31 protein-coding genes are annotated in these 22942 nt (G+C 38.1%); 19 read left to right on the forward strand and 12 right to left on the reverse strand.

What is annotated here, in order from left to right:
• The first annotated feature begins 7 nt into the window (after window positions 1–7).
• Window positions 8–2173 carry a malate synthase G gene (locus tag C1A47_RS07960; RefSeq protein WP_111894160.1) on the forward strand — a complete coding sequence of 722 codons (2166 nt, stop codon included), beginning with the start codon at window positions 8–10 and terminating at the stop codon, window positions 2171–2173.
• Window positions 2174–2306: 133 nt separating this feature from the next.
• Window positions 2307–2966 (forward strand): SOS response-associated peptidase family protein, encoded by a 660-nt coding sequence (locus tag C1A47_RS07965; protein ID WP_111894162.1) that lies wholly within the window; start codon window positions 2307–2309, stop codon window positions 2964–2966.
• 37 nt (window positions 2967–3003) lie between these two features.
• Here C1A47_RS07965 and C1A47_RS07970 read toward each other — a convergent pair whose 3' ends face one another.
• The 3 genes from C1A47_RS07970 to C1A47_RS07980 form a co-directional block, all read right to left on the reverse strand.
• On the reverse strand, window positions 3004–3438 hold the full coding sequence (locus C1A47_RS07970; RefSeq protein ID WP_227539751.1) for an RcnB family protein: 435 nt from the start codon (window positions 3436–3438) through the stop codon (window positions 3004–3006).
• 322 nt (window positions 3439–3760) lie between these two features.
• A complete protein-coding gene (locus C1A47_RS07975) occupies window positions 3761–4678 on the reverse strand; it encodes a LysR family transcriptional regulator (protein WP_111894164.1) in 918 nt (305 codons plus the stop codon).
• A 64-nt stretch (window positions 4679–4742) separates the two neighbouring features.
• On the reverse strand, window positions 4743–5168 hold the full coding sequence (locus C1A47_RS07980; RefSeq protein ID WP_111894166.1) for an HD domain-containing protein: 426 nt from the start codon (window positions 5166–5168) through the stop codon (window positions 4743–4745).
• Between the two features lie 118 nt (window positions 5169–5286).
• Here C1A47_RS07980 and C1A47_RS07985 point away from each other — a divergent pair, with 118 nt between their 5' ends.
• From C1A47_RS07985 to C1A47_RS08015, 7 genes are all read left to right on the forward strand, one after another.
• Window positions 5287–5607, forward strand: a complete 321-nt coding sequence (locus C1A47_RS07985; protein WP_111894168.1) for a hypothetical protein — start codon at window positions 5287–5289, stop codon at window positions 5605–5607.
• A 2-nt stretch (window positions 5608–5609) separates the two neighbouring features.
• Window positions 5610–6239, forward strand: a complete 630-nt coding sequence (locus C1A47_RS07990; protein WP_111894170.1) for a 2'-5' RNA ligase family protein — start codon at window positions 5610–5612, stop codon at window positions 6237–6239.
• Between the two features lie 8 nt (window positions 6240–6247).
• Window positions 6248–6769: a bifunctional adenosylcobinamide kinase/adenosylcobinamide-phosphate guanylyltransferase gene (gene cobU, locus C1A47_RS07995; RefSeq protein ID WP_111894172.1), complete on the forward strand. Its 522-nt coding sequence runs from the start codon at window positions 6248–6250 to the stop codon at window positions 6767–6769.
• Window positions 6766–7818 carry a nicotinate-nucleotide--dimethylbenzimidazole phosphoribosyltransferase gene (cobT, locus tag C1A47_RS08000; RefSeq protein WP_111894174.1) on the forward strand — a complete coding sequence of 351 codons (1053 nt, stop codon included), beginning with the start codon at window positions 6766–6768 and terminating at the stop codon, window positions 7816–7818. Before cobU ends, cobT begins: the two co-directional genes overlap by 4 nt.
• Entirely contained in the window at window positions 7819–8427 is a 609-nt protein-coding gene (locus C1A47_RS08005) for a histidine phosphatase family protein (protein WP_111894176.1), read from the forward strand. It begins immediately after the preceding gene.
• Window positions 8424–9179, forward strand: coding sequence for an adenosylcobinamide-GDP ribazoletransferase (locus tag C1A47_RS08010; protein ID WP_111894178.1), 756 nt, complete (start codon window positions 8424–8426; stop codon window positions 9177–9179). The genes C1A47_RS08005 and C1A47_RS08010 overlap by 4 nt, the downstream gene beginning before the upstream one ends.
• 123 nt (window positions 9180–9302) lie before the next feature.
• Entirely contained in the window at window positions 9303–9521 is a 219-nt protein-coding gene (locus tag C1A47_RS08015) for a hypothetical protein (RefSeq protein ID WP_111894180.1), read from the forward strand.
• Window positions 9522–10232: 711 nt separating this feature from the next.
• Here C1A47_RS08015 and C1A47_RS08020 read toward each other — a convergent pair.
• The 5 genes from C1A47_RS08020 to C1A47_RS08035 form a co-directional block, all read right to left on the reverse strand.
• Window positions 10233–10514, reverse strand: a complete 282-nt coding sequence (locus C1A47_RS08020) for a pyocin activator PrtN family protein (protein WP_111894182.1) — start codon at window positions 10512–10514, stop codon at window positions 10233–10235.
• A 78-nt stretch (window positions 10515–10592) separates the two neighbouring features.
• Entirely contained in the window at window positions 10593–10769 is a 177-nt protein-coding gene (locus tag C1A47_RS17655) for a hypothetical protein (RefSeq protein ID WP_162625926.1), read from the reverse strand.
• Between the two features lie 51 nt (window positions 10770–10820).
• Window positions 10821–12461 (reverse strand): recombinase RecT, encoded by a 1641-nt coding sequence (locus C1A47_RS08025; RefSeq protein WP_205669586.1) that lies wholly within the window; start codon window positions 12459–12461, stop codon window positions 10821–10823.
• A 23-nt stretch (window positions 12462–12484) separates the two neighbouring features.
• Window positions 12485–13381, reverse strand: coding sequence for a PD-(D/E)XK nuclease-like domain-containing protein (locus C1A47_RS08030; protein ID WP_111894184.1), 897 nt, complete (start codon window positions 13379–13381; stop codon window positions 12485–12487).
• Between the two features lie 4 nt (window positions 13382–13385).
• A complete protein-coding gene (locus tag C1A47_RS08035) occupies window positions 13386–13604 on the reverse strand; it encodes a hypothetical protein (RefSeq protein ID WP_111894186.1) in 219 nt (72 codons plus the stop codon).
• A 255-nt stretch (window positions 13605–13859) separates the two neighbouring features.
• Here C1A47_RS08035 and C1A47_RS08040 point away from each other — a divergent pair, with 255 nt between their 5' ends.
• A complete protein-coding gene (locus C1A47_RS08040) occupies window positions 13860–14882 on the forward strand; it encodes a DNA cytosine methyltransferase (RefSeq protein WP_171294355.1) in 1023 nt (340 codons plus the stop codon).
• On the opposite strand, the gene C1A47_RS08045 is transcribed toward C1A47_RS08040, so the two are convergent.
• The 3 genes from C1A47_RS08045 to C1A47_RS08055 are packed head-to-tail and all read right to left on the reverse strand — an operon-like array spanning window position 14875 to window position 17439.
• Entirely contained in the window at window positions 14875–15615 is a 741-nt protein-coding gene (locus tag C1A47_RS08045) for an MAE_28990/MAE_18760 family HEPN-like nuclease (RefSeq protein ID WP_111894190.1), read from the reverse strand. The two genes, C1A47_RS08040 and C1A47_RS08045, sit on opposite strands and share 8 nt — an antisense overlap.
• Window positions 15608–16744 carry a DUF262 domain-containing protein gene (locus C1A47_RS08050; RefSeq protein WP_111894192.1) on the reverse strand — a complete coding sequence of 379 codons (1137 nt, stop codon included), beginning with the start codon at window positions 16742–16744 and terminating at the stop codon, window positions 15608–15610. Before C1A47_RS08050 ends, C1A47_RS08045 begins: the two co-directional genes overlap by 8 nt.
• 23 nt (window positions 16745–16767) lie before the next feature.
• Window positions 16768–17439: an XRE family transcriptional regulator gene (locus tag C1A47_RS08055; protein ID WP_111894194.1), complete on the reverse strand. Its 672-nt coding sequence runs from the start codon at window positions 17437–17439 to the stop codon at window positions 16768–16770.
• A gap of 124 nt (window positions 17440–17563) precedes the next feature.
• Between C1A47_RS08055 and C1A47_RS08060 the strand changes: the two genes are divergently transcribed.
• From C1A47_RS08060 to C1A47_RS17665, 9 genes are all read left to right on the forward strand, one after another.
• Entirely contained in the window at window positions 17564–17785 is a 222-nt protein-coding gene (locus C1A47_RS08060) for a YdaS family helix-turn-helix protein (protein ID WP_111894196.1), read from the forward strand.
• 54 nt (window positions 17786–17839) lie between these two features.
• Window positions 17840–18271 (forward strand): hypothetical protein, encoded by a 432-nt coding sequence (locus tag C1A47_RS08065; protein ID WP_111894198.1) that lies wholly within the window; start codon window positions 17840–17842, stop codon window positions 18269–18271.
• A gap of 14 nt (window positions 18272–18285) precedes the next feature.
• On the forward strand, window positions 18286–18600 hold the full coding sequence (locus C1A47_RS08070) for a hypothetical protein (protein ID WP_111894200.1): 315 nt from the start codon (window positions 18286–18288) through the stop codon (window positions 18598–18600).
• Complete coding sequence (locus C1A47_RS08075) at window positions 18593–18877, forward strand: hypothetical protein (protein ID WP_111894202.1); 285 nt, start codon at window positions 18593–18595, stop codon at window positions 18875–18877. Before C1A47_RS08070 ends, C1A47_RS08075 begins: the two co-directional genes overlap by 8 nt.
• Window positions 18878–18887: 10 nt before the next feature.
• On the forward strand, window positions 18888–19049 hold the full coding sequence (locus C1A47_RS17660; RefSeq protein WP_162625927.1) for a hypothetical protein: 162 nt from the start codon (window positions 18888–18890) through the stop codon (window positions 19047–19049).
• On the forward strand, window positions 19046–19987 hold the full coding sequence (locus tag C1A47_RS08080; protein WP_111894204.1) for a helix-turn-helix domain-containing protein: 942 nt from the start codon (window positions 19046–19048) through the stop codon (window positions 19985–19987). The genes C1A47_RS17660 and C1A47_RS08080 overlap by 4 nt, the downstream gene beginning before the upstream one ends.
• 97 nt (window positions 19988–20084) lie before the next feature.
• Window positions 20085–20558 carry a hypothetical protein gene (locus C1A47_RS08085; RefSeq protein ID WP_227539752.1) on the forward strand — a complete coding sequence of 158 codons (474 nt, stop codon included), beginning with the start codon at window positions 20085–20087 and terminating at the stop codon, window positions 20556–20558.
• The gene (locus C1A47_RS08090) at window positions 20555–21019 is read left to right on the forward strand and encodes a hypothetical protein (RefSeq protein WP_111894206.1); all 465 of its coding nucleotides are present in this window, start codon (window positions 20555–20557) and stop codon (window positions 21017–21019) included. The genes C1A47_RS08085 and C1A47_RS08090 overlap by 4 nt, the downstream gene beginning before the upstream one ends.
• Before the next feature lie 166 nt (window positions 21020–21185).
• Entirely contained in the window at window positions 21186–21365 is a 180-nt protein-coding gene (locus C1A47_RS17665) for a hypothetical protein (protein WP_162625928.1), read from the forward strand.
• Between the two features lie 184 nt (window positions 21366–21549).
• Here the strand turns inward: C1A47_RS17665 and C1A47_RS08100 are convergent, their stop codons facing one another.
• On the reverse strand, window positions 21550–22809 hold the full coding sequence (locus C1A47_RS08100) for a hypothetical protein (protein ID WP_111894210.1): 1260 nt from the start codon (window positions 22807–22809) through the stop codon (window positions 21550–21552).
• Window positions 22810–22942: the final 133 nt, after the last annotated feature.

A 22942-nucleotide genomic window follows, 5' to 3' on the forward strand; every position in this document is an offset into this window, starting at 1 on the left:
AAAGACAATGACTGCACGTATTCAAAAAGGCAAACTTGCAATTGCTAAGGAATTGTACGATTTTATTGAAAATGAAGCTCTACCTGGTTCAGGTTTAGATAGTGACAGCTACTGGAAAGGATTTGAACAGATTGTTGTTGATCTTAGTCCAAAGAACAAGGCGCTATTAGCAAAGCGTGACGATCTGCAAGCTAAAATTGATGAATGGCATCGTAATAATAGCTTTGAGTTGGAAGCATACAAAGCTTTCCTGAAAGAAATTGGCTACTTATTACCCGAAGTAGAAGATTTCCAAATTAGCACTGAAAATGTGGATGAAGAAATTGCGCTAATTGCAGGTCCTCAATTGGTTGTCCCTGTGCGTAATGCGCGTTATAGCTTAAATGCTGCCAATGCACGTTGGGGCTCTTTATATGATGCATTGTATGGTTTTGATGTAATTCCTGAGACTGATGGTGCAGAAAAAACCAAAGCATATAACCCAGTTCGTGGTGCAAAAGTTGTTGCATTTGCTAAAAATTTCTTAAATGAGATTTTTCCATTGGCACAAGGTTCACATGCAGATGTAACTTCATATGTTGTAGAGAATAATCAACTTGTTGTGACACTGAAAGATGGCACAACAACGACGCTTGCCAATACTGCATTATTTGTAGGTTATAACGGTGAAGCTGCTCAGCCATCTGAAATTGTGCTTAAAGAAAATGGTTTGCATACCATTGTGCAAATTGATGCAAAAAGCCCAATTGGTCAAACAGACAGTGCAAGCGTAAAAGACATCGTGCTTGAAGCTGCTGTGACAACGATTCAAGATTTGGAGGACTCTGTTGCAGCAGTTGATGCTGAAGAAAAGGTTGAAGGTTATCGTAACTGGTTAGGCTTAATGCAAGGTACTTTAGAAGACGCCTTTGAGAAAGCTGGAAAAACTGTAAAACGTAAACTAAATCAAGATCGTAGTTATCATAATTTGGTAGGAAGCACGACAACTGTACATGGTCGTTCATTGATGCTATTACGTAATGTAGGGCATTTAATGACAAACCCTGCAATTTTGGTCGATGGCGAAGAAATTTACGAAGGCATCATGGATGCTTTAGTCACTCCATTATTGTCTAAGGTAGATATCTTGGGACAAAATGAAGTGAAAAACTCTCGTAAAGGTTCAATGTATATTGTTAAACCGAAAATGCATGGCCCTGAAGAAGTTGCATTTGCAGTTGAGCTATTTGAACGTGCAGAGCAGTTGATTGGCTTACCATCGAAAAGTTTGAAAGTCGGGATTATGGATGAAGAACGACGTACATCTGTAAACTTGAAAAACTGTATTGCTGCTGCGAAAGAACGTACCATTTTCATTAATACTGGCTTTATGGATCGTACGGGTGATGAAATCCATACCTTTATGGAAGCAGGCCCGATGGTACGTAAAGTTGAAGTGAAAAACCAAAAATGGTTTGCTGCTTATGAAAACCGTAACGTGATGATAGGCTTACAATGTGGTTTGCGTGGTAAAGCACAAATTGGTAAAGGCATGTGGCCAAAACCAGACATGCTGCTTGATATGTATAAAACCAAAATTGAGCATCCTCAAGCAGGCGCATCTTGTGCATGGGTTCCATCTCCATCAGGTGCAGTAATTCACGCGATTCATTACCATAAATGTAATGTTTCACAACGTCAGCATGAATTATTGTCTGAAAAAGCATTACCATTAGATGATTTGTTGACACCACCATTGGCGGCAGAAACAAACTGGAGTGCTGAAGAAATTAACAACGAACTTGAAAATAACTGTCAGGGTATTCTAGGTTATGTTGTTCGCTGGGTAGATTTGGGTGTAGGTTGTTCTAAAGTTCCAGATATTAATGATGTGGGCTTAATGGAAGACCGTGCAACACTTCGTATTTCTTCGCAGCACGTTGCAAACTGGTTGCGTCACGGTATTGTGACTCAAGCGCAAGTTCAGGAAGTTCTTGAACGTATGGCTCGTATCGTTGATGAACAAAATGCCAATGACCCTGAATACACTGCAATGTCGACTGACTTTGCAAATAATATTGCATTTAAAGCTGCATCTGATTTGATTTTTAAAGGTGCTGAACAGCCAGCTGGTTATACCGAACCTTTACTTCATGCTGCACGCTTGAAGTTGAAAGGTTACACAGGTGATTAATTAATTGCCTAAATTAAAAAGCCTCTTTGGAGGCTTTTTTTGTGGGTATATAATTTATTTGAATCAACTTAAATTAGAAAAATACAAATTTTTAGCCGATAATAGAAAAGAAACGGAATATTTTGAAATCCAGATGTGTGCCAATTTTAAGCCCTTAACTTTATTGCAATTACAGCAATTAAGATTACCTCAAATAGATTTTGCCTATACAGAAGAAGTCTATCCGATGGGAAGCTGTCCTTTATTGTTTCAGGCTGAGCAACAAATGGAATGGCGTGAAGTTATGTTTGGCTTAGTTCCCAAATGGGCAACAGATCTTAGTGTTGCAAAACATACCTATAATGCACGACAAGAAACAATTTTACAGAAACCGAGCTTTCAGGCTTCTGCATTAAAATATAAATTTGGAGTGATTCCTGTAACGGAATTTTACGAGAGTAAATATATTGAGAATAAGCCACAGCGTTGGGGTGTAAGACGTAAAGATGGCAACGCTTTTTTTATTGCTGCTTTATATGAAATAGCCAAAGTTGACCAGCAGATTATTCGTTCTGCTTCGATGTTGACGATGGACGCGATAGATCACCCTATGATGAAAGTTTTTCATGAACCTGGAAATGTAAAACGCTCAGTCATTGTGATTCCTCAGCAGCGTTTGCATGAGTGGCTAAACTGGAAAAGTCCAAATATTCAAAATTTTGTGGAAGGTTTTCCTGTAGATGAGTTTACATGTTTGCATGTCCCAAAAGAAAAACTTGTAAAATCTTCGCCACAGCTCAATATGTTTGAATAAAAAAAGCACCGTTAAGGTGCTTTTTTTAAATTAAGACTTAGTGACCACCAAGTAAGATTTGTGCGATCACGCCTGTTGCGATTGCCACAAGAACGTAGTCACCATTGACACGAACCCAACGATGTCCACGTGGTGGAGCTGGAAGATCGTGAGAACGCCAGTCACTTACACGGTATGCAGTGCCACGGTATTTAGCTGGAACACGGCCACCTTTGCGCCATTCTTGACCTGGGCGTGGCATATCATGGCGATAAGCTTGGTGATTTTGTTGATAGCGTGGTTGATGATGATCTTGCTGCATGTTGCTGCGGTGATCATTGCGTTGGTTTTGTTGCATGTTGCCACGATGATCATCACGTTGGTTTTGTTGCATGTTGCCACGGTGGTCATTAGGATTTTGGTCTGCAAATGCTGCACCTGCAGATAATGCTGTAGTAACTGCTAAAGTGATAGCCATTAATTTGGTTTTCACGATATTTCTCCTTTTGAATGTGCTCAGCACATATTATTTTGTTTGCGTACTTTTCATGAATAAATATCATGCTTCTATGCAGTTAAATATCTTTTACCTGATAGATTGAGATACACCTTTAATTTATACAAATAAAGAATCATAAAAGTAAATATCTTTTTAAATCTATATATAAATGACTATAGCTTCTATCAAGATATTTAAGGTAACACCTTATTTGTTGCTAATTTATCAATATATTAAGTGTAAATAATGGAGATATAGATACATTCTATTAAATCTCAATATATCGCTGTAATTAATCTTAATATTTACTCTTCTTTTAAAGATGAGTTACGTCTTCTTTACTTGTGAGGTGTTCGACCAAATAGTCAATAAAAACGCGAACTGCTGGTAGCATTCCACGGCGTGAAGGGTAGACTGCATGTAAGATGCCATGAGGTGCTTTCCACTCTGGAAGAACTCTCACCAATTCACCTGTTTTAATATAATCTGCCGCAATTGAATCGGGAAGCAGGGCGATACCACAATTTTGCCGAGCCAACTGGCAGATCATCATTAAGTCCGAACCCATCACAGTAGGGTTGACTTTAATTTTAATGGGTTGATTTTGCTGATTATGCAAAACCATGAATTGATCTGCATGTTCATCGACCATACTCAGTACTTTATGTTCACCGAGTTGTTCAGGATTTTTTAGGTCACCGTATTCATTAAGATAGGCTTGGCTGGCAAAGAGATGTTGTTCGTGTCGATCAAATTTTCGGACAATTAATCCAGGGTCATCATCAATTTTAGAACGGACACGTACAGCAACATCAATACCTTCATTGATGACATCAATACGACGATTGCTAACAATAAGTTGTAGGCGAATCTCAGGATAGCGTTTTAAGAAATTTGGCAGAATTTTAGTAAACTCATTTTGAGCCACTGAAACAGGAACGCTGACTTTTACGATACCACGTGGTTCAACACTAAGATGATCAATCAAATCATGGGCTGCTTGGGCGGCATTCATCATGACCTGAGCATGTCGGTAAATATTCATGCCAATATCAGTCACAGCAAAATGACGAGAACTGCGTTGAATCAGGCGAACACCCAAACGTTCTTCAAGATTATATACGCGGCGACTTAGTTTGGATTTGGGGATATCTGTGGCACGTTCAGCAGCACTAAACCCACCATGTTCAACCACCAAAGCAAAACAGTAAAAATCATCTAAATCGCTGAGCATTACAGAGTGACCTGAGAGATAAATTATTTAGAAAAATATACGTTCTAATAGTCTGATACAAGTTTTAAATGCCATGGAGCAAGATTTCCTGAACTTGCTGGTACTCTTTTAAGCGTAAAAAGTCACGTTCAGTTGGGTGAGTAATTCTTCCGAGATCCATATTGTCTGCCACATCAGCAAGTTTGACTTCGCGAGCAATTGGGTTTTTGACCGCACGCCACGCGGCTTCTATGCGACTTTCACCTTCTTTTTTTGTCAGCGCACAGACGGCATCTATCACATCTTGAGAAAAGCCTAGAGAGATAAGGTCTACGATGGTTGCATCGGTATCTTCAAGTACATCGTGTAATACAGCAACGATCTGTTGGGTTGGGCCTTTCATTTTAAGCATTAAGCGCAAAGGATGAAGAATATATGGCTGACCTGCTTTGTCGACTTGTCCTGAATGCTTGCGAGTTGCAAAGGTAATTGCTTTTTCTAAAGTTGCCATACATCCTCCTTGAAATGTGTTGCATTATTTTTGATAAAATTATAACCAATTTCAACACATACCATGCTATTTAGTTAAAAATATTTTAAACTATGCTACCGCAAAAGATTGATCTTTTATGAATTACCAAATTATTGAAGTTCAGGGGGAGCAGGTGAACCTTGCATGCCCATATTGCCAGCATCTTGTGCTGAATTGGGATGAAGAACAATATGTGCAGCCTTGTGAGCATACTGCATTTATTGCGATGGATTTAGGTTTTGAATATATTTCAGACCGATTTGAGGCATGTTTAGCACATTCAGTTGATGATATTCATGATCAAGAAATGAATGTTTTAGAAGAGGTTACATCTGCTCAGGTAGAGCAATTATTGATTTATAAAATGGATTTGGGGGTAGCTGGTTTATATCGCTATGTAGGGATCACTCAGTTCTAGCCATGTATTTACAGCCGAATAGCCGAACATTTGCAAGCTTGGATGCAGATTATTCTGATTGGCATAAAGGACGCGATCAATTTTCCCTCTGGTATCTAGAAATAGAAGATACCGCCTGTCGTGATTATTTAAATACGCTACAGCAGCAATTTCAACCATTCCTGTATATGCCGAATTATCGCCAGTGGCATATTACTTTATTCGTTTGTGGTTTTTGGCAAGCACCTTTTCATTTACAACATCTATCTGATCATTTTCACGAGCGACAATTGCAACAGCAAATTGACTTGTTACACCAACTTCAGGCTGAAAGCTTTGAATTGAAGTTGGGGGGGATTCGTAGCTATCAAAGTGCACTTTTTTTAGATGTCATTGATGAACAAAACATTTTATTGCAGCTGCGACGCTGTTTTTGGCCAGTAGCTAAAGAAATAGATGCTATGATTTATTGTCCACATGTGACATTGGGTCTATATCGTGATGAATTTCCTGCGAATGAAATTTTGCAACAGATGAATCAGACACAAACACAGACATGGACTGTTAAATTTCGACACCTAACTTTCGGGTCATATCAGGCGCGCGAATTACAAGGTGAATTGTCGGCACATTATCATTTTCTTTTAGGTTAATTTTATTTATGTTGCATTTGGTATTGGGTGGGGCTCGTTCAGGCAAGAGTCATTATGCTGAGCAGCTTGCACTCGCAACACAAAAACCACGTGTCTATATCGCGACTGCTCAAGCAGTTGATCAAGAGATGCAAGAACGTATTAAGCATCATCAGCAACGCCGTGATCAGAACTGGACATTGGTTGAAGAGCCGATGTATTTGGCAGATCGTTTAAATGCAATTGACTGTGCTGGACAAGTGGTTTTGGTTGATTGTTTAACCGTTTGGATGAGTAATTTGCTGCATGCGCAAGATCCTGATTTACAGCAACGTGAATGTCTGAAATTATTGGAATTATTGCCAAATTTACAATCGGAAATTATTTTGGTGAGCAATGAAACGGGACTTGGAGTTGTGCCATTAGGGGAAATTACACGACGTTTTGTTGATGAATCGGGTCGCTTACATCAGGCTTTGGGACAAATTTGTCAACATGCCGTGTTTTGTGTTGCTGGGTTTCCGATGCAATTGAAAGGAGTAGAACAATGAGTTGGTGGTTACAACCATGCCGTAATATCGATTGTGGATTTCAAGAAAAAGCATTAGAAAGGCAAGCTCAACTGACTAAACCGACGGGTGCATTGGGATACCTAGAAGAACTTGCAGTTACATTGGCGGGTTTACAGCATACTGAGCAGCCAAATATTGATCACGTTTGGATTAGTTTGTTTGCGGGTGATCACGGGGTTATGCAGGAAAATATTTCTGCTTACCCACAAGCGGTTACTCGTCAAATGCTGCAAAATTTTACGACAGGTGGCGCATCAATCAGTGTCATTGCGAAACAGCATCAGGCATATTTGCAAGTGATTGACTGTGGCACGGTCGGTGATACTTACGATTATCAGGGTGTGCAGCAGTATCCGATTGATGCAGGCACACAAAACTTTACCAAGACTGCTGCCATGAGTGAAACACAATGTATCGCTGCAATGACGATTGGGAAAAGCAGTGTTGATCAGGCAGCAGAGCAGCACAGCAATCTCTTTATTGCTGGGGAAATGGGAATTGGAAATACCTGTTCAGCATCAGCTTTAGCATGTTTGTTGCTCGATGAGTCTGCCGAAATACTGACAGGTGTTGGTACAGGAATTGATCACGCCAAATTACAGCATAAAAAACACGTGATTCAACGGGCAGTTGAATTGCATAAAGCAAATGTAAAGTCAGATCCAGTTAAAATTTTAGCCGCTGTTGGTGGTTTTGAAATTGCTGCAATGGTAGGTGCTTATTTACGGTGTGCTCAGGTTGGTATTCCAATATTGATTGATGGTTTTATCAGTTCTGTGGCGGCTTTAATTGCGGTGCGTATTCAGCCTAAAGCACGGATATGGATGTTGTTTGGACATCAGTCTGCTGAATATGGACATGCGCGCATTTTAAAAGAATTACATGCTCAACCAATTTTACAACTAAACTTGCGTTTGGGTGAGGGAAGTGGTGCGGGTGTGGCATTGGGCGTTTTAAAAACGGCATGTGTGCTGCACAATGAAATGGCGACTTTTCAGCAAGCGGCTGTGACAGGCGAAAAACAGTAAATGTTGCAACTGGATGTACTTCGGCATGGTCAAACCACGCAAGGACATACCTTGCGTGGGTATTTAGATGACGCATTGACGGCTGAAGGCTGGCAGCAGATGCAGGAAACAATTGCAGTGTATGTGCAACAGCATTGTATGTGGGATGCAATTGTTACTTCGCCTTTGCAGCGTTGTTTGAGCTTCGCACAAGATGTTCAACAGCAGTTTGATTTACCTTTAGTCGTGATGCCTGAGTTTAAAGAACTTAATTTTGGTGTATGGGAAGGCCTGACAGTACAACATATTCATGAAACCCAACCCGACCTGCTTGGAAATTTTTGGCAGGATCCTTGTCAATATGCTCCACCACAAGGTGAAAACTTAGCTGAGTTTCAAGCCCGTTTGCAACAAGGGTTTCAGGAATTGCTGACTCAGGCGCAGCAACAACAATGGCAAAGCATTTTACTGGTGTCTCATGGTGGTGTGATTAAATGGTTAAAGTGTATGGCTCATCTACAGCCAATTACACAACTCCTGAGTATGTCGGCTGAACTGGCGAGTATTCATTCAATATTGCTGAGTCGGAATCAAGATTTGTCATTACACATTCAAGAGAAAACTAGATGATGCCATTTTGGATTGCGCTACAGTTTTTGACGATACTCCCTGTACAACTTAAAGCCATGCCCAGTCCTCAACAAAGTGCATACTCTTTGTTATTTTATCCTGTGATTGGTTTATTGATTGGGGCTTTGCTATTTGTTTTAGCATGGGGAGTCAGTGCTACTCATTTAGCCCTTCTACTTTCTAGCAGCCTGATTTTAACCGTATGGGTTGTTATTACAGGTGGTCTGCATTTAGATGGTTTGGCTGATACAGCTGATGCTTGGATTGGTGGTTATGGTGATCGTGAGCGCACTTTAGCGATTATGAAAGATCCACAGTGTGGTCCAATCGGTGTGCTAAGCCTTATTTTGAGTTTATTGCTTAAATTTTCCAGCCTGTATGTGATTTTGGAGTTGCAACAAATCTACTGGCTATTGATTATTCCTGTACTTGGGCGTCTATCGGCTCTCTTTCTTTTCCTTACGTGTGATTATGTGCGAAAACGAGGATTAGGCACATCTTTTGTGCAAGATTTACCTCGAAAATGGTTATGGCTCATATTTGGCATTTGCTTATTGGGATGCCTGAATTTTGGTGTTTTGGGACTGTGTGTAGCGGTTATATTTTGTAGCTGTTTATGCTATTTGCGTCATCTCTTTGTACAGCGCTTGGGCGGAATCACAGGAGATACTGTTGGCGCAAGTATTGAAATTTCTGAATGTATCAGCTTACTTAGTGTCGCAATTCTGCTATCTGCACATTCCATTGGTTAAAGAATTTGGAAGCAAATTTACAGAGCGTTCACAATGCGATAAATTTTAACAATTACAAAAAATTCTCATTTGAAAAACTGTGTTATAAAAAATGACCAATCAGGATAGGTGAGGAAATAAAAAATGAAAACAATCCATATTCAGGTGAAGGATCAATTCGATGTCTACCATTTGGCAAAGGCAGTCTTGAAACAAATTGCTGAAGGTGAAAAATCTGAACAATATTCCTTAGAGCAAAAAGTTGATTTTATTGAAATTTATGGAGAACAGATTTTACCATCGACTGAATTGCTGTTTCAAAGTGAGGAAACTTGTAAAATTTATAAAGTGATTGAAAGTTAGTGAATATTGAATTGAGAACATTCAGGTAAATAGCAGTATGTTATTTACCTGATTTTTATATAGTTGTGTAGCACTATGCTAGATCTTGAGAGCCATCATCATTTGATTATTCTTTTTATTAAGTTTATTTCATGATTGCTTGCACCTTATAAGCTCAATTGAAATCTATTTCTATGCAGTGCAATACATATAAAAGAAATTTAAGAAAGTAATACATTTATTTTTACAAATGCATTTTTGAGTATTTTGGGTTTATATAAAAGAGTTGTGCTTTTATCTATCATTCCAAATTGCCCCAAATTTTTTTAACATTTATATGTCATCTGGCTTTAAAATAGTGGGATTGATTTAAGTCTCAGTTTCGGTGTTCTTCATTCATTCTGATTAAATTTAAAAGAAATAGAGTAGCTATCCATTCTATTGCGAGTTTGGTTTGTCATGTTCTCTTTTTTAAGAATTGGATTTGGTTTTGAAAATCTAGAACAATCAGTTTTTTTGCTGATATGAATTAACCACCGAAAAAATAGGAAGTGCAAAATTGTTTGAAAACAAAGTCATCGAAGAATTGTTCGATAAAACAAAGCGTAACCAAATTTGGGTCGCGCCGATGGCAGGTGGGAAAGAGTATTTTAAATAATAAGTTAAAAACAATAACTTAAGTATTTTATCTTGGCGCATGGCGTAAAATTGGCGTAAAAAATTGAGGCGAAATTAATTCACCTCACTCCAATTCTTTTGTGATTCCTTTTGAAGCGAATCTAGCCACATAGCAATATCTGATAAGTTTACGAAGTATTCAGATTTATTACCATCTACTTTGAACGCAGGAAATGGTAGCTTGCATTTAGCTGCTCGTTGCTTCGCTGCTCCCATATCTAAATGTGGCATGTAATCAGTCACAATATCTTTCAAAGCGACTACTGGACGTTTGTATCGAAGAATCAACATCATTGAAGTATCGAGATTTTCATTTTGATTCGCAGGTGTTCTCATGCTTTATCCTCATATGAGCAAAAATATGCACATAAATTTAAAATGCTTAAATAAAAGTGCAAATATTTGCTCAAGTGTTTAGTTGAACTGATTTTTAATTGCAGCTTGAGTAACGTGCTCAGCTAGTAAATACCCTTTATCAACAATGTCACAGAGACGCTGATACTGTTGCTGATCTAGAGCATGCTCTTGGCAAAATGCCTTTAACTCAGATTCAATTTCTTGGCTTAATTTTTGGGTGTTAATTAGGTTCATCGTTCTATGCTCCAAATTATTGGAGGCAGGATTTCCTGCCTCCTGGCATTTTTAGTTTTTAAGTTCAGAAAGGCGTAAGTCATAAGCTTGATTGATACGCTGGTCATTGGTTTTAGTGACATCTGGATCAGTAATGATGGCGACTAGCTCATCTATAGTTTTGGCTTGTCGGATCTTTAGTATCATTGCATCAACAAAGGGGAGTTGGCCGCTTTGATCTCCATCAAACATACTTTGTTGACTGAATAGGGTTTTGCGTTGTGCATATAGATTCAAAACTGCTTGGTGATCTTCAGGTGTTAGTTTTGATTTATAACCATTGATTGTATTGGCCACTTGGGTTTCAAGAGTGAAAATGTCCTCGGCGCCCTTGATCATTTGCTCAATCCCATCTCGCGCAGACTTGCTCTTGTTCTGATCTATAGTTTGTTGTTGCTGTACGGGTGGTTGTCCAAATTTCGCCGTACATTGTTTGGCAACCTCACGTAGATAAGATTTATGCTGATCTGTTAGGCATTCATCACTTTCAAATGCGCCAATAGAATCATTAATTTCTGCTAGAGATTGAGCCTTGTGCAATTCAGCACTGTATAGCTTACGCATCTCATCTGAGCTTTTCCGTGGAGTAGAAACGTCATCTGTAGCTTGAACATCAATTGGATGGGTTTCTTCTGCAGGTATTTCCTCAACAACAGTTTGTGCCTCTTGAGCATTTGCTTTGCGTGTACGTGGTTTTCGGACTGGTGCTGGATTGTTTTGTTCAGAACCTTCCTGTTGGCTAGAAAGCTTGGTTTTTTGAGCATTAAACAGCTTGAGCAATTCCTCACGTTCATTGGCATTTTCAAGTGCCGTGATTTTGCTCTCCAGTGTATTTAAATGATCCAAAGATTTAGATTGGAGAATATCTCGCTTCAATGTTGTAGCAGAGGCATCAGTCGCAGAGGTGACTTGTTCCTGGTACTCATCTGGAGTGACATCAATAATGCTACGTTCTTGTTCTTCCTCGGCACTGCGTAAACCCATCAAGAGTTCAGGTGCGTATAAACGACCAAAGAACGATGCAGCACGATAGGAAAGCATTTGCTGTGGCATGGTTTGCCATTTGCTACCATTCTTTTGAAACCAACCTTCTTTGATTGCCATTTCCAAGGTGATTTTTGTGGATTCAACACGCTCATTGGTTTCGCGTTCAATGGCCCATGCCACGCATGACATGTCTTGAATGGTAATACTTTTTTGGACAGGTTCTTTTTTTCCATTTTTCCACTCATATTCGATATAAGGGATAGTTTTTTCACCAAGATCCTCAATATCAAAACGGAGCGCAGAAAAGCGACCACTACTATTGATCGTCCCCGTAATGAACTGAGAAGTCCATGCTGGACGACCTTCAATTAAGTATAGGTTTTGCATAACCAAAAGGGGATCTGTATTCATACGACTAGCCATGTTTAAAGCAATCACACAGTTGGCAATGGCATTTGGATTTTCTTCATAATGGTAAAGCCAGTTGCCATTGCTGTCTTTGTATCGAATTGATCCATCATGCTGAATTTCACCCTTAACACGAACAGTAGCGCGATATTGCTCAGGAACAAGTGTTGAGTTGGCCAACATTTTTGCAATACGTTGAGAAAGCTCAAAAGCTTCAATATTTAAAAGACCGACAGAAGTGCTGTTTTGTTGAGTCATGATTATTATTCCAAATAAATTAATTAGTTAAATTCGTGTTGAAGTGCTTGTTTCAGCATGTATGAAGGCAGATTGATTTCTTCCAGCTCTTTGGAATAACCATCCCATTCTTGTAATAAGAGTGATTCAGCAAGCAGTTCTTTAGCGCGGTAATAGCGTTGCTCACCAATAGAAAGAAACAGGTTTGAAGCCTTGTATTGTTTGACGTTGAATGGAGCAGTATTTTCAGCAACCAGGAAAATAAAGTCGGGTTTATCTTCGGTACCATAAACTTGCTGGAAGCCTTCACGGTACATAGCTGCAGAAAGATCATAAGCAAAGTTGCCACATTGTCTTTGAAATGCAATAGCACGTGCATCACTGGTTGTTTTTAGGTCAAGGATTAGACCATTGGGAAAAGCGGAGCAGGGCACAATATGGTAGTCAGGGCGTACACGTAGCTCTAAACCAAAGATTGGGTCTGTAAAAAAGAAACTTGCCTCAGCCATGCCATAGTTATTTTGCATAACGCCGTACATGCTCAAGGTTTGAAGATTTTTAACGATGCGTTTAGCACCTTGAACTTGTTCTTCTGTAACAAGGATTTTACCTTCAGTGGCTTGTTCCCACGCTGCAGCTTCCTCTTTGCCAGCTTTAGTACGGCGATCAAACACAGGAGCAATCACAAACTCATTTGAAAATTGCTCAGGTTCAAGAAAAAGGGTGTGTGCCAGTGTGCCAAAGTCCATACAGGCTTTACGCTCTTTCTCATGTTCTTTGGCAATATTATGTGAGTAAAAGTGAGCCGCAGAACGGATCATATCTTTGAGCTGACTAGAGCTATATTCAGGGCGAGCATGGTATTGAGCATTGCTCATGCCTTCTACAATACTGAGTGCAATTGGTGCTGGAGCAAGTGTTGGGTCGAAATAAGCATTCATTGTCTTATCTCCCAAACAAGCTATAGATCACAAAAGTAATCACGGCGTAACAGATCGTTCCACCAACTGCAAAAAGTGCGAATTCTTTAGCATTGGCCAACATAACTTTGATGCGGCTAACACGTTGCTCTTGAGCTGTTGGCTCACGATATAACACTTGGCTTGTTTGACTTTTGTTAGAGTCAAATTTTGGGGTTTGACTGTGTGATACGCGTTGAGACATAATGACCTCGCAAAGTTATTTGTAAAGCCCTCGTCCGATGCCAGTCTAACGGGGGCTTTTTATTTCTTGTTATTAAATATTAGCATTCCTATATTTATAGTCAATAGGGATACTAATATTTAATTATTATTCTAATTTTTATCTTGGTAAATAAAATCCATCAAATATTAATGAACAATATAAAAGTTGATTACCTTCTCAATGTTTTGAGAAAAACAGGGTATGATATGCTCAAGTGGAGGTACGTGCTAGATTATGCAAATAGAAGCTGTTGATCTGTTCTGTGGTGTTGGTGGACTAACTGCAGGATTAATAAAGTCAGGAATTCAAGTCAAAGCTGGTTATGATATTGAACTGGCTTGTTCTTATGCATATGAATTTAATAATAAAGCAAAATTCATACATAAGGATGTAGCAGAGGTTACTGGAAGTGAAATTAGCCAATGGTACTCTGATGGTGTGATTCGATTATTAGCAGGTTGTGCACCTTGTCAACCTTTTTCAACTTACAATCAAGGCAAGGATACTAGCACAGATAAAAAATGGCCTTTGTTATATCATTTTTCTAGATTGATTAAAGAAGTTCAGCCAGAATTAGTCACAATGGAGAATGTCCCTGATGTGATTAAACATAAGGTTTATCATGATTTTATTCAAGAATTAGAAGGACTGGGCTATAAAATTTCCGCACAAGAAGTTGCATGTGTGAATTATGGTATTCCTCAAACACGTCGTCGTCATGTAGTGTTAGCTTCAAAGATTGGTAATGTTCACTTGATAAAGCAAACACATCAAACACCTATCACTGTAAAAGAAGTAATAATGGGATTAACACCTTTAAAAGCTGGCCAAAGATCTGATATTGATGCATTACATGCTGCTGCTAAATTAAGCGAGTTAAATTTTAAACGGATCAAAGCATCTGTAGCAGGAGGCACATGGAGAGATTGGCCTGAAGAATTAAGGGCTGATTGTCATAAAAAAGAGTCTGGTAGATCCTATCCATCTGTCTATGGTCGCATGGAATGGGATAAGCCAGCTCCAACTATGACAACTTTATGTTACGGTTTTGGCAATGGACGTTTTGGTCATCCAGAGCAGGATAGAGCAATTTCTTTGAGAGAAGCTGCTTTATTTCAGACATTCCCTCAAGATTATCAGTTTGCACCCCAAGGTCATCCAATTATTTTTAAAACCATTGGACGAATGATTGGTAATGCAGTTCCTGTAAGATTGGGTGAGGTAGTTGGATTGAGCTTTCAAAAAATTCTTAAATAATGAGTTTATGATATTTTTGCTCATTCAAAAATGTATTTATCGAAAGTATAACACCTCTTAGATAATATCCAGTTTCTCTGCATAATGAGTTTAGAGTTTCTGCTGAAACTTCGCCTTTTGAGCTAAATGATGCAGATCCATGAGCTAGATCATTACGAGTGTCTTTAATATATTTTAAGCGGCCACCTTGATTTGATTCATCATCTAAAGTTAGTGAAATTCCATGATCTTCAGTAAACTCTCTAATTTTTTTTGCATCAAGGTTTCCTGAAAACATTTTTTTTATTTTCCGCTTATCAAAACATATTTGAAAAATAGAATTCCTAAAATCCAAAGTAAGGCTTTCCTTGAAACTCTTGAGATTATCTTGGGTGGAATTTTGTATTCCTTTAAAAATGAATACCTTAAGATCATCAATTAGATTATCTACTTCACTAACATTGTACTCAAGATGTTTGTAAAGTCCTGTTGTTGCCTCATAAATTGTTGATTCGACTAAGTTGTAAAGAATTAAATAACCATTTGCTCTAGAAATTTTGAGAAACTCTCGATTTATTTCAAATAAATTAGGATTACTGCCAAATTTTAGTTGAGTTCCTCTTTTTTCTAATTTTTGTAAATAGTTAATATAGCTTTCTGCCTCTTTATATCTGGAATTAAACATAGATAGGGCATCTTTTAAATCGTCCTGAATATTAAATATTTCTGAATTAGTGAAAATAATATTAGTCATCTATCACATCGCCTAAGCTGTAACTAGCACTAGTTGGTGCCCAGTCTAGTCCTAAAATTTTATTTCTTACATAATAAGTTCGATCTATTAATTTAGGTTTAGAGTTGCTTGCATCAGATCTTGTTAAGTTAAAGAAAGGGGTGTCTGTTAACCAGTCAGTATTTTGACAAGTAATATTTGGATTTTTCTCTAGTGCAAAAGAAACTCCTACTGATAAAGCTTCAAATCGAATTTTTGCTACGTCATTATTATTTGGGCTTTTCTTAAAATATAGAGGCTGAAAGTTTTCTTTAACAAAATTTAGCATTGAATAAAATAGTGATTTAAAATAACTTTCATTAAATGGAATAATATCTTTATTAACTTTATTCATAAAATTATCTAAAAAAGAAGCAACTTCTTTATTGTAACTTTCAAAATCAAGTCTATATGCAAAGAATCGTAGAACCATTTCTACTCTCTGCTTTAATTTTTCTTTAGTTTGGCTAATTGGGCATAATTCTAAAAATAGGGGATCATAAGCTAGGTTATTGATTAGCTCTAAAAAAGATCCATCAAGTGAACCAAATCTTACTTCCATTGGCTTAAGTATTACACCACCAGTATTTATACGTCTAAATAATTCTCGTCTGTCATCTTCAGAAATTTTTAATAGCTCAATCCAGCGAACAGTTTTTCTTTGAAAGCGTAATTGCCGTCCAAAAGGTAAGTCTTTAAATTTTGAGCCATTGAGTGAGCGAAGGATTGTCAATCCACTTAGCTCTAAATTATTTGTTAAAAAAGATACTAAAGTTCTAATTCGCTGAGAACCATCTACAATTTCTAGACGCCCATCATCAGGTCCACCATTAACAACTGCAACGTAAATATATGGAACAGGCAAATCTAAAATAAGAGACTCAATAAATTCTGATGCTTTTTTTTGATCCCATATATATTCTCGCTGATAGTCTGGGATAAATAATTCTGCTTTATCTGTATTGAGAAGATTTTTAGTAAACTTGCTAACAATAACTTCAACAGGATATTCCTTTGTATCGAAATCATTTTTGCGTTGATTTTCTTCGATTTCTGAATCAATCTCATTCAACTGCTCTTCATTAAATATTGATTGCATTGAATCTATCATCTTTATTTCTCTTATTGATTAAATTATCCAGCTCGCCAAAACTGGCGACCCATTACTTTAAAATTATTGCCGTTTTCTTCTGTAACGATTTTATCAGGATATTTACTGTTTAAGCTATGAAGAACTAAGGAACCATTAGCTTCTTTGAAGATTTGCTTAATCATACCTTCACGAGCAAAGTAAACAGCATATATCTCACCATCAATAATTTCAGTTTGCGCTAAATCGATTCCAACATAGTCACCATCTTTAATAAAGTCAGACATGCTGTCACCTTTAGCTTTAATGATACGCATGTGTTCCGGATTAACTCGTTTATCTTTAAAAAAAGATGGTGGGAAAGGGAGTTTTCCATTGATTGCATCAAAATGAAATTCTATAGGTTCGCCATTACCACAAGAGAAATTAGCTTGTACAACATCAATCCAAATAAATTCATCTTTGATTTCAGTCGAAACTACTGTTGGCTTGACGACATCATTTGCAGTAAAAGCATCCGATGACTTACCTGTTTGAAGCCAATACGCATCTACACCCAAAAAATTTGCAATAGCTGGAAGAAATGTCGATGAGTTAAGCAACCCAATTTCTAATTGGCTTAAGGTTGGTTGAGTAATGCCAACATGCTCAGCAACTTCTTTTTGAGTTTTCTTTGCGTTTTTTCTCGCAAGCTTCAAGCGGTCTTTGAGTTCCATACAATATCTCAACTGTTTTAAAAATTATATTAGTAAGCTAATAAAAGAACAAATTAGAATTCCTATTTACAAAAAATTGGAATACTAATAATATTAGTCATGATCCTATATTTAGAGAGTAATCATGAGTAATAAAATCTATGAAGAATTGGTATCTCATTTTGGAGGTCAGGTGAATACAGCCTTCGCATTAGGAATAGCTCAACCAACAGTCAGTGGGTACCTGAATGGTCGTTGGAATATGCCTCCTATAGTTGCCATTCGAGCTGAAAAAGCCACCTTTGGAAAATTCAAAGCGGTAGATTTATGTCCTGCGTTAAAAGAATTTGAAAATCTTTCTGCATAACCACTAAACCTTAGAAAAAAGCCCTTAAACATAAAACTTTTAAGCAGGTGGCTTATGTCTGAAAAACTAAATGAAAGCGTGACATTCAAATTAAGAGATATTGAAAAGCAAGTTCTTGTACTTATCGCAAATGAACAAAATTTGAGTCTGTCTGAACTAGTTCGAGCTGTTGTCATTCGTCTGATCCACAGTAAAGGTTCATTTTATTTTGCACAGGTACAAACAAGTCTTACCAGAAGTATCTCAGATACCTTAGATACCGCTCGTAAGCAGAACAGTGCGGAGCTGATTTCTCAGATAGAACTGTTATTTACTGATCTGAAAGCACAGGTCAATAACAAGCCAGAATATGAACCAATACCTGAATTTGAACTTGCTCCACAACTACATCGAATAATTGATGTCACTCCAAAAACAAAACTTATAGGCACAAAAAAAGCTCAGTTGTTACGACCAACCGAGCTTCTCTTGCCATTCAGCAATTAACTGAACGAATACGTATGACGAATCTAACACAACAACCTAGCACTGGCAATTCCAGTGCTTTTAACAGCTTTTGCGAGTCAGTCTTGGAAAAACCAACAATCCAATGCAATTGGTGCAACCAGTTATTTACAGAACAGCAGCTTACTAAAGACCTGTTTGATGAAGAAACAGGAGAGTACTTCGATGGCTGTCCAGACTGTAAGACAGACCAACATCTTACAGATCTGCTGCCATCGCCAAACCTGATCGATCAATTCATTGCATCTGGTGAATTTGACCAGGCATTGCTAGAGGCAATCACCAACTTGGTTGAGGGAAGGAATGCATGACGAACGACCAGCAAAACCAAACTTAGACCGAATCAAGCAAATCAAACAATGGCACACAGCAGCAATGTGTGTCTTTGATCGAATGTTTAAAACGGCTCAGGACAATCTGTCCAAACGAAATTACACCGTCAGTAATGCTGCAGTACGCCGTGAAGATTTTAGAAAAAATCTTGAATGGGAGTTTCGCCTTCACTGGAGTCTTGCGAAAGAAATTGAAAGAAGCCTTGCTGATTCAGGTCTGATTGAACGGTTTGGTGGCTATGCCAAAAGAAAATAGGAGATATAACGTGAAATTACAGCAACAACATCCATGCTCAGGCAAATGCACTGAATTTAACTCCGAACCATGTACTACATGCCTAGTTCCACATGAAGAACCTCAACCACTTTTCGATGATGTTGAAAAGCATCATCAACGGGCACTTGAAGCACAAGGGGAAATTGCATGAGTTTAGATGCAACAATTTGGGCTTGGCGCACCCGGCAAAAGCAAACCAAGGGTGGATGCCTTAAACCACTCAAAAAACTGGTCCTTCTTTCACTGGCTGATCGAGCAGGTGAAGATCATTGTGCTTACCCGAGTGTAGGACGCTTGGTTGAAGATACAGAAATGGATCGTAAAACTGTCTTAAAAATCATCGATGAGCTGGTTGAAGACGGTTTTATTGTTGATACAGGTGAACGAAAAGGCCGAACCAAACAGATCAAAGTCTATCGATTAGTCGGTGTAAAGGGGCGTGAAAGTGTACCAACAACGGTACTCTTTGATGTCTCTGAAGATGAAATAAACAGTCCCAATCTTGGAACAGTTCCAATAGTGGAACTGTTCCAACAATTCCCCGAAAGAGTCCCAACAATTCCGTTAAAGAGTCCCAACAATGGGACACGGAATCTATCAAAGAATCTACCAATAGAATCTAAAAATAAAAAAACGTGGTTCTGTTTTAAAAAACTTGAAGAAGAACTTGGTTTGATCACCGATGCAGAAACCATCGAACAGATCAAAACCGCCAACTGGTTCAAACGAGAGCAAAACGCATTTGAAACTTACAACGCAGACAAGGATCTATGCAATGAGCTCATGCACTATCACTTTGCTGACTGGTTACTCAATGCAAGATTGAAATACCAAAACCGAGAGCAACCACCTGCAGCACAAAATCAAACAGCGCAGACAGCAAAACCGAAAAAACTCTCTGAAAAACAAATCAACCTGTTCGCACAGAAACTTGCACACCATCCCGAAGTATCGAGCAAGTTTGCCGAAGCAGGGGAAAGCCATGAACAGTTTGCCGCTCGTCTTGCTATGAGACTGAGTAACCCTGAACAACGTAAAAAACTTGCGCCGTATCTCAAACAAGTTGGGTTTGAGGGGGTAATCACATGAGTCCAAATGATTTCTTAGTTTTTATGATTCTCCTGATCATCTTCTGTCTTGTTTCAGGGGCATCAAGCTACAGCGTCAATCATGTATTGGGGTTTTTATGATGAATCACAAAATCTTGATAGGCGTTGATACTGGTGTAAACACAGGGTTCGCCGTGGCTGTAGACCGAGGACAGGGTGGAGAGTTGATGCAGGTTGGTAGCCTAAGTATTACTCAAGCTATGGAACGGGTGAAAGAACTTCTAAAAGAACATGGCCAAGATGCGGTGCAGGTATTTATCGAAGATCCACGCTTACGTACCTGGTTTACTGGTGGACGTGAAAAAGCACAGGGCGTTGGTTCGGTCAAACGTGATGCTCAGATTTGGGAAGACTTCTGTAAGGAAAATGAGATTAACTACAAGTTGATCCACCCTAAAAACAATATGACGAAATCTAAAGCGGATATGTTCAAGAAAATGACAGGCTGGGCAGGTCGAACCAACGAACATGCTCGAGATGCGGCCATGTTGGTATTTCGCCGTTATGCAAAAGACACAACGATTAAAAGATCTAGTAAGGTGGGTGTATGAGCAATAAAAGCAATGCAGATTTAATTCTTGAGGCGATTAAGGATCTACATAATCAAGAACAGATTGTGACGAGAGAGACTTTGTCACAGATAACAAATCTTAAACTATCAATCATTGATGACCGTCTGAGCTATCTAGTGGACTCTGGCCACATCACCCGAGTACAGCGAGGAGTGTTTATTCCTACACCTAAGCACCGCCCAGCACGTCTAATGTCAAAAACATTACTTCCAGATGGTACTGTGAAAATTGATATTGGGGATGACCAGATTTTAACATTAACGCCACGTGAAGCACGTACCCTCGGCAATCTGATGGTTGCTGAAGCTATGCAGTATTCCAATATTGAGATGGGCCATCACATGGCCATACTGCAGAGTGAAGTATCTGGCCAAGTTCGGAAACTAACACGGCAAGTTGAGGGATTGGTGGGCAGGGGAACGCAGGGGGAGTTGTTGTAAATTATTGTTACATATTGTATAATATTGAGACAGATTCGAGGATAAAATGCAAATAAATCAAAAATGTCTTCAAGCTCTCTTGAAAATTATGCAACAACAAAAAGCAACACAGCTTACACATGTCAAATTATGTAGCGGCAAGAAACGAAAAAAGCATATTGCCACAATGAATATATTTCGCGATGGTAGTGTGCAAGTTACTTGGAGTATTTCTGGCAATCATCAGTTGTCGTTGTATGATCATCCCAGTGCTGTACGTGCTTCTTTATATAAAGCAAATGGCGCTACATACTCTCATCTTTATTTAAATGGTCAAAGTCTTCGATCACTGGGCGTGTCACCGTAGATAACTATTAGAAACTCTGAAAATTAGCTAACTTGACAGGATTTTTAGAATTCATGTCCGATCAAATCTGACCTAATATAGATTGGTCTAAAAGATGATCTAATTTTCGCACTTAAGTGCTTGAGCACATAAAGCAGCTTCATTAGCAGCAGAGCTAGTCTGCTGCTTAATTTAACTTTATTAATTAAGAATCAGGTAGATTAATTCTCTCAAAATATTCCTGAACTAATTCTTTATTTTTAAAGTATGAATCAAGAACTTGGGCTAAAAATAACTCGTTATTCATTTTTATATCGAATGGAATCATTGCATTATCTATTTTAAATGTTTTAATTTTTCTATGCCCTTTGGTATTAGCATCATTCAATCTTTCTTGATAACTATCTAGTGTATATATAATAAATTCATGATCCAAATGGGTTATAAAAAACTCCTCACCTAATGCTTTGTATTCAAGATGGATGACTTGTGTAACAATATCATCACCAGCCACTTCAAAATCAGCCATTAATTCTTCAAAAGTTAGACTTAGCTTCCCTGTATCATGGCTGATCCATAGGTTGTTTTCATATTCATTGATTGAATAAAACTTAGACAGTTTTGGTAAGGAAGATATTTGTAACCGTAATGGAGCACCAAACTCTCGTTCCTCCATTATAGGAATAGAATCTGATACATAATCTATTCTGAATGATATATCCGACAGCATTTTATTTTGAATGAGTTCTTCGATGGATGTAAGCAACTTTCTCGGAACTTTTATCCAGAAATGCTTACCGATACGATTATCATATATTGTTTGACTATCTTTATAATTATGGATTTGGATATTTTCATTCAATTTAATGAGGCTATATTTGGAAAATTGATCATCCTCTTGGCATATGTTGATGCCAATTTTTTCATACTCACTTTTCACTACTTGGGAGTATTTAAAATTCAGTACAGCAGTCCTTGAATTTACTGCTTGATACTTGGAATACAATATATTTCCAATGCTGTAGTCTACATAATTTTCTTTTATGTACGTAGATCCATCCTCACCATTTATATATTTGTAGTAATTATTTAATATTTCTAATGTCCCTGGGCTCTCAATGAGATACTGGTTCAGGTGAGCAATTAGTTGTTCGTAGGTCGTTATCTTTAATTGATTTTCTATTAGTTCAAGCTGTAGTTTGTAATACATCTCAGCATCAGGTAGGCTACATCTATCTTCAAATTCTTGTAATATGGTCGCTTTAAGCTTCATGTAACCATTGGTGTAAGCACTCATCACTTTTGCCTGAAGATCTTCATCAGTCAGTGCAATTCTGAGAACAGGTCTTAATTTTCTGATAAAGATTGAGTCCTTCTTAACAAAGGCATAGCAAAATTTACCCAAGTTTGCAAAATTACATTTGTCTAAAGATAGTTCATTGATTTCTTTAAATATATTATCCATATTTTGGGCTTTAATTAACTGTTATTCTAAATAACCGAGGTAATCTTTAGTGTCTCCACTTCGTAGATCATGCACCTTCAGGTTCGCTATTTGAGTACTCATAATTCATACAATTACCGCAGCAACAACATGT

Origin of the sequence: Acinetobacter sp. MB5, from assembly GCF_003261585.1 — a bacterium.
Classification (GTDB): Bacteria; Pseudomonadota; Gammaproteobacteria; order Pseudomonadales; family Moraxellaceae; genus Acinetobacter.

Bases quoted from the DNA above. Each gene is read 5' to 3' on its own strand.
- C1A47_RS17655 (WP_162625926.1), bottom strand. From the start codon at position 10,769: ATGAACCTAATTAACACCCAAAAATTAAGCCAAGAAATTGAATCTGAG.
- C1A47_RS07975 (WP_111894164.1), bottom strand. From the start codon at position 4,678: ATGCTCAGCGATTTAGATGATTTTTACTGTTTTGCTTTGGTGGTTGAA.
- C1A47_RS17665 (WP_162625928.1), top strand. From the start codon at position 21,186: ATGAATATATTTCGCGATGGTAGTGTGCAAGTTACTTGGAGTATTTCT.
- C1A47_RS08030 (WP_111894184.1), bottom strand. From the start codon at position 13,381: ATGAATGCTTATTTCGACCCAACACTTGCTCCAGCACCAATTGCACTC.
- C1A47_RS08075 (WP_111894202.1), top strand. From the start codon at position 18,593: ATGCATGACGAACGACCAGCAAAACCAAACTTAGACCGAATCAAGCAA.
- C1A47_RS08035 (WP_111894186.1), bottom strand. From the start codon at position 13,604: ATGTCTCAACGCGTATCACACAGTCAAACCCCAAAATTTGACTCTAAC.
- C1A47_RS08020 (WP_111894182.1), bottom strand. From the start codon at position 10,514: ATGAGAACACCTGCGAATCAAAATGAAAATCTCGATACTTCAATGATG.
- C1A47_RS08050 (WP_111894192.1), bottom strand. From the start codon at position 16,744: ATGATAGATTCAATGCAATCAATATTTAATGAAGAGCAGTTGAATGAG.
- C1A47_RS08085 (WP_227539752.1), top strand. From the start codon at position 20,085: ATGATGAATCACAAAATCTTGATAGGCGTTGATACTGGTGTAAACACA.
- C1A47_RS08090 (WP_111894206.1), top strand. From the start codon at position 20,555: ATGAGCAATAAAAGCAATGCAGATTTAATTCTTGAGGCGATTAAGGAT.
- C1A47_RS08070 (WP_111894200.1), top strand. From the start codon at position 18,286: ATGACGAATCTAACACAACAACCTAGCACTGGCAATTCCAGTGCTTTT.
- cobT (WP_111894174.1), top strand. From the start codon at position 6,766: ATGAGTTGGTGGTTACAACCATGCCGTAATATCGATTGTGGATTTCAA.
- cobU (WP_111894172.1), top strand. From the start codon at position 6,248: ATGTTGCATTTGGTATTGGGTGGGGCTCGTTCAGGCAAGAGTCATTAT.
- C1A47_RS08045 (WP_111894190.1), bottom strand. From the start codon at position 15,615: ATGACTAATATTATTTTCACTAATTCAGAAATATTTAATATTCAGGAC.
- C1A47_RS08100 (WP_111894210.1), bottom strand. From the start codon at position 22,809: ATGGATAATATATTTAAAGAAATCAATGAACTATCTTTAGACAAATGT.
- C1A47_RS07990 (WP_111894170.1), top strand. From the start codon at position 5,610: ATGTATTTACAGCCGAATAGCCGAACATTTGCAAGCTTGGATGCAGAT.
- C1A47_RS08080 (WP_111894204.1), top strand. From the start codon at position 19,046: ATGAGTTTAGATGCAACAATTTGGGCTTGGCGCACCCGGCAAAAGCAA.
- C1A47_RS08060 (WP_111894196.1), top strand. From the start codon at position 17,564: ATGAGTAATAAAATCTATGAAGAATTGGTATCTCATTTTGGAGGTCAG.
- C1A47_RS07965 (WP_111894162.1), top strand. From the start codon at position 2,307: ATGTGTGCCAATTTTAAGCCCTTAACTTTATTGCAATTACAGCAATTA.
- C1A47_RS08015 (WP_111894180.1), top strand. From the start codon at position 9,303: ATGAAAACAATCCATATTCAGGTGAAGGATCAATTCGATGTCTACCAT.
- C1A47_RS08055 (WP_111894194.1), bottom strand. From the start codon at position 17,439: ATGGAACTCAAAGACCGCTTGAAGCTTGCGAGAAAAAACGCAAAGAAA.
- C1A47_RS08005 (WP_111894176.1), top strand. From the start codon at position 7,819: ATGTTGCAACTGGATGTACTTCGGCATGGTCAAACCACGCAAGGACAT.
- C1A47_RS08025 (WP_205669586.1), bottom strand. From the start codon at position 12,461: ATGACTCAACAAAACAGCACTTCTGTCGGTCTTTTAAATATTGAAGCT.
- C1A47_RS07980 (WP_111894166.1), bottom strand. From the start codon at position 5,168: ATGGCAACTTTAGAAAAAGCAATTACCTTTGCAACTCGCAAGCATTCA.
- C1A47_RS08040 (WP_171294355.1), top strand. From the start codon at position 13,860: ATGCAAATAGAAGCTGTTGATCTGTTCTGTGGTGTTGGTGGACTAACT.
- C1A47_RS07960 (WP_111894160.1), top strand. From the start codon at position 8: ATGACTGCACGTATTCAAAAAGGCAAACTTGCAATTGCTAAGGAATTG.
- C1A47_RS08010 (WP_111894178.1), top strand. From the start codon at position 8,424: ATGATGCCATTTTGGATTGCGCTACAGTTTTTGACGATACTCCCTGTA.
- C1A47_RS07985 (WP_111894168.1), top strand. From the start codon at position 5,287: ATGAATTACCAAATTATTGAAGTTCAGGGGGAGCAGGTGAACCTTGCA.
- C1A47_RS08065 (WP_111894198.1), top strand. From the start codon at position 17,840: ATGTCTGAAAAACTAAATGAAAGCGTGACATTCAAATTAAGAGATATT.